At 65.9% G+C, this 6,651-nt stretch carries 7 protein-coding genes; 2 read left to right on the top strand and 5 right to left on the bottom strand.

The genetic code is table 11. The annotated features are described in order from the left end of the window. Positions 1–522: 522 nt before the first annotated feature. The 5 genes from HMPREF1138_RS08470 to HMPREF1138_RS08450 all read right to left on the bottom strand — a co-directional run bounded on the left by HMPREF1138_RS08470 (position 523) and on the right by HMPREF1138_RS08450 (position 4,534). Positions 523–741, bottom strand: a complete 219-nt coding sequence (locus HMPREF1138_RS08470; RefSeq protein ID WP_009058721.1) for a hypothetical protein — start codon at positions 739–741, stop codon at positions 523–525. 334 nt (positions 742–1,075) lie between these two features. Then, on the bottom strand, positions 1,076–1,285 hold the full coding sequence (locus HMPREF1138_RS08465; RefSeq protein WP_009058727.1) for a cold-shock protein: 210 nt from the start codon (positions 1,283–1,285) through the stop codon (positions 1,076–1,078). Positions 1,286–1,486: 201 nt separating this feature from the next. Next, positions 1,487–2,287 carry an ABC transporter ATP-binding protein gene (locus HMPREF1138_RS08460; protein ID WP_009058723.1) on the bottom strand — a complete coding sequence of 267 codons (801 nt, stop codon included), beginning with the start codon at positions 2,285–2,287 and terminating at the stop codon, positions 1,487–1,489. After that, on the bottom strand, positions 2,284–3,312 hold the full coding sequence (locus HMPREF1138_RS08455; protein ID WP_039937642.1) for a FecCD family ABC transporter permease: 1,029 nt from the start codon (positions 3,310–3,312) through the stop codon (positions 2,284–2,286). Before HMPREF1138_RS08455 ends, HMPREF1138_RS08460 begins: the two co-directional genes overlap by 4 nt. 85 nt (positions 3,313–3,397) lie before the next feature. After that, positions 3,398–4,534: an ABC transporter substrate-binding protein gene (locus tag HMPREF1138_RS08450; protein ID WP_009058733.1), complete on the bottom strand. Its 1,137-nt coding sequence runs from the start codon at positions 4,532–4,534 to the stop codon at positions 3,398–3,400. A 245-nt stretch (positions 4,535–4,779) separates the two neighbouring features. Here HMPREF1138_RS08450 and HMPREF1138_RS08445 point away from each other — a divergent pair, with 245 nt between their 5' ends. Together HMPREF1138_RS08445 and HMPREF1138_RS08440 are read left to right on the top strand one after the other, a co-directional pair. Then, entirely contained in the window at positions 4,780–5,712 is a 933-nt protein-coding gene (locus tag HMPREF1138_RS08445) for a 5'-nucleotidase (protein ID WP_009058725.1), read from the top strand. Between the two features lie 73 nt (positions 5,713–5,785). Then, positions 5,786–6,651, top strand: an 866-nt coding sequence (locus HMPREF1138_RS08440) for a DUF2232 domain-containing protein (RefSeq protein WP_009058729.1), incomplete at its 3' end; no start/stop codon positions are given.

The following is a 6,651-nucleotide window of genomic DNA, read 5'->3' as shown; positions in this document are numbered from 1 at the left end:
GCGTGTCGCGCCTCTAATGGTGCAATTCCCCCCGTTTGGTGGTGGTGTGGTCACGGTTCGAGGTGGTGTCGCGCCCAAAGTGCAGACCACCTCGGCGAAAAACGCCGACGATGGGCAGTCGTGGGCGAGGTCGTCTGCGTTGGCAGCACAACGACGCCTGGCCTCGCGCGTCGCTCGCACATTCACCCCTGAGATGTGAGCGCGAACCCGCTATTGCGTGCGCTAACCGGCTATATCGCACGTAAACCCGCTATTCCGTGTGAACTGCACCCCTGACGCTGAGTGTCCGCACCCGGCCAAGCGTTCGCCCGCACGTTCGCCCGCACGCCGGGCATGTGGGGGGTATTCATACCCCCACGATGAAATAACCGTCTTCAATGTTGATTTTCCCGCACCAGCAAGCCGAAAAGTCGCCACGAAGCCAACACGTTTTGTCCTTTAACCAAAAGAAAAAGCGCGACACCTCTGCGGTGTCACGCTGGCGGGGGTGGGGCGCGTGTCGTTCACGCGCCCCGCATAGGCTCAGGCGCGGGTGCGAGCGATCGACAGGATCGCGGGGGAGACGATGAGGGCGGTCAGGGCGACGACGACGGCGAGAACCACCGAAGCGACGGAGCCGACCTGGAGGGCGGCGGCCATGCCGAGGCCCGCGAGAACGACGATGAGGGCGATCAGGACGGAAGCCGAGGTGGTGGCCTGGGACATGGTGGGGGCGGTTTCGGCCTTGACGATGTTGTTCATGGGGTTCTCCTTATGAGTGTCTTCGCACGGATGCGCGAAGCGCGCCCCGCACGCCAGCGTGTTGTGTGGGCCAGTGGGCCCGCGTCGCCCGGGTGGGCGACCGTATCAAAAAACGGGGCCGACTTGTGGTCGCCCCCGTTGGTGCACCACCAATTCTACGGTGAAGTAACCGCGCGGTCTATACCGCGCAAGCCCTTGTAAGCGACTGCACAGGCATCGTAAAAACCTGTTAAAAGGCTGTTTTCTCAAGGAGAAAATGATGTGCGAGACGAGTGGACAATGTGCCACTTCATACAAGTGTGCCCGAGTGGATCATCCACCCGGGCACACAGTGTCACTCGGCTCGTGCCACATTCATGGCTTGGAGGCCCTTCGGCCCCTCGATCGCCTCATATTCGACCCTCTCGCCCTCCAGAAGAGTGCGGCGCCCAGATTGGCCGACGATGTTTGAATAGTGCACGAAGACGTCGCCGGACTCGTCATCAGGAGTAATGAATCCGAAGCCTTTGGCGTCGTTGAACCACTTGATGGTCCCGGTAGCCATGGGCCCTCCTTCGTGTTCGCCCCAACGCTGGGGCACCGGTCGGTCCCGCCTGCAGGGATCGACGCAATCCCGCTCGCGCGCCCGGCGTCTCTCACGTACCCGCGCGCAGCGTGTGGAATCACACTCTTAAGGTACCGCATATTGGTCCAAAATGTGTCTGACCTGCGAAAACGTGATGAAGTAGTTGTCGGTGTGGCGGCGCTACTTGTCTGCGCTCAGGCGAACCGGGACGATCGCCCGCACGTCCTCGCCCTCGAATGCCACGCTTCCGATCGCCACGTCGACCCCGAAGACGCGAGCGAGGGTGTCCGCGTTCATGACGGAGGAGGCGGGACCGACCACGGCCTCGTGCGTGGAAGAGAAGAGCGCGACCTGATCCGCGACGCGCAGGGCATGCGCCGGGTAGTGCGTGTTCATGATGACGGCGAGGCCCCGATCCCTCACGAGGCGCTCGAGGAGTCCCAGGACGATCAGCTGGTTGCGGAAGTCGAGGCCGGTCTCCGGCTCGTCGAGTACGAGGACGCGTGGGTCGGCAACCAGTGCCCGGGCGATGAGGATCATCTGGAACTGGCCGCCAGACATGGTCGCGCAGGGCATCTCGGCCAGGTGGGAGGCGCCCACCTCGTCGAGGACGTCGCGGGCCATGCGCTCCTCGCGGGCTCCCGGCTGTGCGAGGGTGCGCATGTGCGGGGCACGCCCGACCATCACCATCTCAAGGCCGGTGAGCGCCACGTTGGAGGCGTTGCGTGCCTGCGGAACGTAGGACAGGACGCGGCCCAGCGCCCGGGTCGACATCGACGAAATGGGGGTGCCGTCGATGAGCGTGCGGCCGCTGTCCCACTTCTGCAGGCCAATCATGGTGCGCAGCAGAGTCGTCTTTCCCGCGCCGTTGGGCCCCAGGATCGCCAGGAGCGAGCGCTCGGGCACCTCGAAGGACACGTTCGTCAGAATCGGGGAAGGTGCGCCCGGATAGGTGAAGGTCGCGTTTTCGACGCTGATCATCGCGCTCCCCCCGTCCGACGCAGCAGCGCGATAAAGAAGGGCGCGCCGATGATAGCCGTCAGGATCGAAATGGGGATCTCCGAGGCCGACAGGGAACGCGCGAGCGTATCAATGACGATCATGAGCGCCGACCCGAGCAGCAGCGACACGGGGATAACCGCTCGATTGTTCTGCCCGCACAGCATGCGCGCGCAGTGCGGCACGAGCAGGCCTACCCAGCCGACCTGGCCGCACATCGAAATGACCGAGGCCGTGATGACCGTCGAGGCGACGATGAGGACGGCTCGCATGAGGGAGACGTTGACGCCGGCTGAGCGGGCCTCGTCCTCTGAGAGGGAGAGGATATTGAGCTGCCAGCGCAGCGCCACGATGACGACGACGCCCGCGATAATGAAGGGCGCGCCCAGCGCGATCTGGTGGTAGGTGACCGCGGCGAGCGAGCCCATCAGCCAGTAGGTGATCTCGGGAAGCTGGCTTGTGGGGTCGGCCGTCAGTTTGAGGAGCGAGAGGACCGCGTTCGCCAGGGCGGAGACGATGACGCCGCCGAGCACGAGCGTGATGACGTTGAAAGAACCCGTGCGCGTGCGTGAAATCGCCGTCGTGAAAGCCATCGTCGCCAGGCCCGCGACGAGCGCCGCGGCCTGCACTCCGATCAGGTTCCAGTCCAGCAGCAGGGCGATGACCGCGCCGACGCACGTGCCCGCCGCGACGCCCAGGGTGTCAGGCGTGGCCAGGGGGTTGGAGAAGAGCGACTGGAACGAGGCGCCGGCAACCGACAGCCCCCCGCCGATCAGGATCGCCACGATGATGCGCGGTGCCCGCAAGTCAAACACGACGGAGTTGACGCGCGGGGGCACCGCCGCCCCTCCCCAGAACCTCGCGCGTAGCGCCGCGACCACGTCCTCCAGGGACACGGAGAAACGGCCGATCAGCATGGCTGCCGCCGCGCACACAACAATGAGGACGACCAGCGTGGGGACCACCCACACGCGCAGCCGCCCATTCCTGGTCAACACAGACGTCATGATGTCCTCTCCCCGACGCTTATCGGGCGTTCACGCACAAGGTGCCCCGGCCTCGTCGATAGGGAGACGAGGCCGGGGACAGATATCAGGACGCGGCGTCCGGGTTGACGATTCGGCGGGCCTGCTCGTCCGTGAGCGTGAAGTTGTACATCTTCTGGTAGTAGTCCTTCGTCATGGCTACGAGGTCAACGTCGGAGAACTGATCCGGGTACAGGGACGCGCCGAGCCAGTTGGCGACGATGGGAGCATCCGGGTTGGGGGTGAACCAGTTCCACATGCCCAGGCCGGTGGAGTAGACGCGTCCGGACTTCACGGCGCTGAGGGTCGAGAAGTCCACGCCCTGCACCGAGTTCGTCAGGACGGAGTTCGCCGTCATGTTCGACATGCCCTTGCCGGTGACGAGGAGGACCTGGGGATCCCACGTGAGAACCTGCTCGAAGGTGACGGGCGTGTGCGAGGTGTCCGTGTCGCGCGAGACGTTCGTGTAGTTCAGCGAGTCGGCCCATTCGTTGGTGAACCAGCCGTCCTTGCCGCCCGCGACCGCGAGCTGTCCGTCGGCCGCGCCCATGAGGACCATCGTCGAGACCTTCTGGTCCTCGGGGACCTTTGCGGTGCGGGCTCGGGCGTCGGCGACCAGGTCCTTGCCGAGCGCGATCTTGTCGGCCATGTGGCCGTCCTCGTTGAAGACGTCCTCGAGGAGCTCCATCCACTCCGTGTACGTCTCCGACGGGTTCCCCATTGTCGTGAAGCCGACGGCCGGGATGCCGGCCTTGCGGAACATTTCGCCGTGTTCCTTGTTGAAAGCGTTGTAGAAGACGACGTCGACGTTCAGGTTGAGCAGGGCTTCGGCGTTGAGTTCGCCCTTGTCGTAGTAGCTGGTGTCCACCTGCATCATCTCGGGTGCCATCTCGGCGGCGATCGTCTGGCTCATGGCCGTGACGCGGGCGGCGCTCATGCCCACCAGGTAGGGGGCCTTGCCGTCGAAGTAGGCCAGGTAGGTGGATTCGATCGGGATCTGGTCGATGGCGACGCGGGTGATCTTCTCGGGCAGGACGATCTCGTTGCCCGCGTGGTCGGTGATCGTGCGCGTCGACGAGGCCGAGGCCTCCTGGGTGGTCTGTTCCGACTGGGCGGTGGTGGAGCCGGAGCCGCCCGCGCAGGCGGTGAGGGCCAGGGTGGCGGTGGCCAAGATGGCGGTCAGGGTGGCGAGACGGGTCTTCATCGCGTCCTCTCATGTGTTGTGGATTATGAGGGGAATACTACACAAAATAAGGTGCCCCTCACAAGGGTAAGTGTGGGGATATGACGCGGTGTTTTTTCCTTGGTTTCTCGCGGGTGCTGTCGGTGCGCGAGACGCGGCCACGGCCTCGTCGATCGTCTTGCGGGGGAGAGGACGCAGATGTGCATGCCCCCGCGTAGCCTGACGGTGTCGGGCGAGGGGTCCGGCATGAGCGGAAGGAGTGGCAGATGGGTGACACGCTTGACCTGGAGCGAGCCCTCGTCATTGGGGTCGCTTCGAGTGCCCTGTTCGACCTGGCGGAGTCGGATGCGGTGTTCCGCGAGCAGGGGGAAGAGCGGTATCGGGAGTATCAGCGCGAGCACCTCGACGACGTGCTCGAACCGGGCGTCGCCTTCCCCTTCATCCGGCGCCTCCTGGCCCTGAACGACCTGTCGGATCGCGAGCGCCTGGTGGAGGTCATCATCCTCTCGCGCAACGACCCTGAGACGGGGATGCGTGTCATGCGTTCTGTCGCGCGTCACGGCCTGGACATCACGCGCGCGATCTTCATGCAGGGCCGCGCTCCGTATCGCTTCATGGAGCCGCTGCGCATGTCCCTGTTCCTCTCCGCGAACGAGGCCGACGTGCGTGAGGCGATCAGCCTGGGGTTCGCCGCGGGCCACGTCGTGGGGCGCGCCGTGCCGGACGACGGGGACGCCGACCTGCGCATCGCCTTCGACTTCGACGGCGTCCTGGCCGACGATTCGGCCGAACGCGTGTACCAGAGCGAGGGGCTGGACGGGTATCAGGAGAACGAGAGCGCCCTGGCCGAGGTCCCTCTCTCCCGTGGTCCGATGGCCGATTTCCTGGAGAAGATCAACCGGATTCAGCGGATCGAGGAGTCGAAAAGTGCGGGTGATCCGCGGGGTTATCGGCGTCGGGTGCATGTTGCCGTCGTGACCGCCCGGAGCGCCCCCGCTCACGAGCGTGCGATTAATTCGATCCGAGGATGGGGCCTGCGCGTCAACGACGCCTTCTTCCTGGGCGGCCTCCCAAAGGGCCCCATGCTGGAAGTGTTGCAGCCGCACATCTTCTTCGACGATCAGCGCCGACACGTGGACGGCGCCTCCTCCTCGACGCCGAGCGTCCACATTCCCTTCGGTGAACTTAACGGGCAGTAGCGCCCACAGCGTAAGCCGACCTGTATCGGCCCGGCGCTCGCAGATGTGGGCGGGGCCTGGAACACTAGACACCATGAGCTCACACGCGCGCGACGCCCGCCGCCTCACCCCCGTCGAGGTGGCGACCGCCGGTGCGCTCTCCGGCCTGGCCGTCACCTTCGGTCTCATCGCCGCCGTTACCCCCGTCTTCCAGCTCCTCTTCCAAGTCGCCACGGCCGTCCCCCTCGCCATGGCCTCCCTCAAGCTGCGCCCCCGCGCCTCCGTCGCCGCCTTCGCCTCCACCGTCCTGCTCGCCATCGCCGTCGGCGGATTCGCCACCGCCGGGCGCTCCTTCCAAGCAGCCCTCATCGGCCTCGTCATCGGACACCTCCACAAGAAACACGCCTCCTGGGCGGCCGTCAGCGCGGTCGCCGCCGGCCTCGGCGTCATCTGGGGGGTGGGCACGGGACTCGCCTTCTGGATCCTGGCTGACCTGCGCACCCTCGGGCTCGAAAGCATCCGCAAGAGCCTCGACGGGCTCCTCACCCTCATCGCGCACACCCCCCACACCGGAGGTCTCGTCGAGGCTGGCCATCAGCTCGGCCAATGGTTCGTCGACTGGTGGTGGGTGTGGATCCCCATCACCCGATTCGTCGGCGTCGCCTTCCTGGTCCTCGCCGCCCGATGGCTCCTCGGCGCGATCCTGCGCCGCATCACGCTCGACCCCGGGTGGGACCCGCTCCTGAACGCCCCCACAGCCGGCGCTGACAGCGACGACGAGGCCACGGCCTCGTCCCCCCTGCCCCTGACACTCACCGACGCTGCCTTCACCTACCCGGGCGCCGACCACCCCGCCCTGAGCGGCGTCACCCTCACCCTCGAGCGCCCCGAATACACCGTCGTCGTCGGACACAACGGGTCGGGCAAATCCACCCTCGCCCTCCTCCTCGCGGGCGCCAC

It is taken from the genome of Actinomyces sp. ICM58 (assembly GCF_000283035.1).
GTDB lineage: Bacteria > Actinomycetota > Actinomycetes > Actinomycetales > Actinomycetaceae > Pauljensenia.
This window is presented reverse-complemented; position numbering and strand designations above follow the sequence as displayed.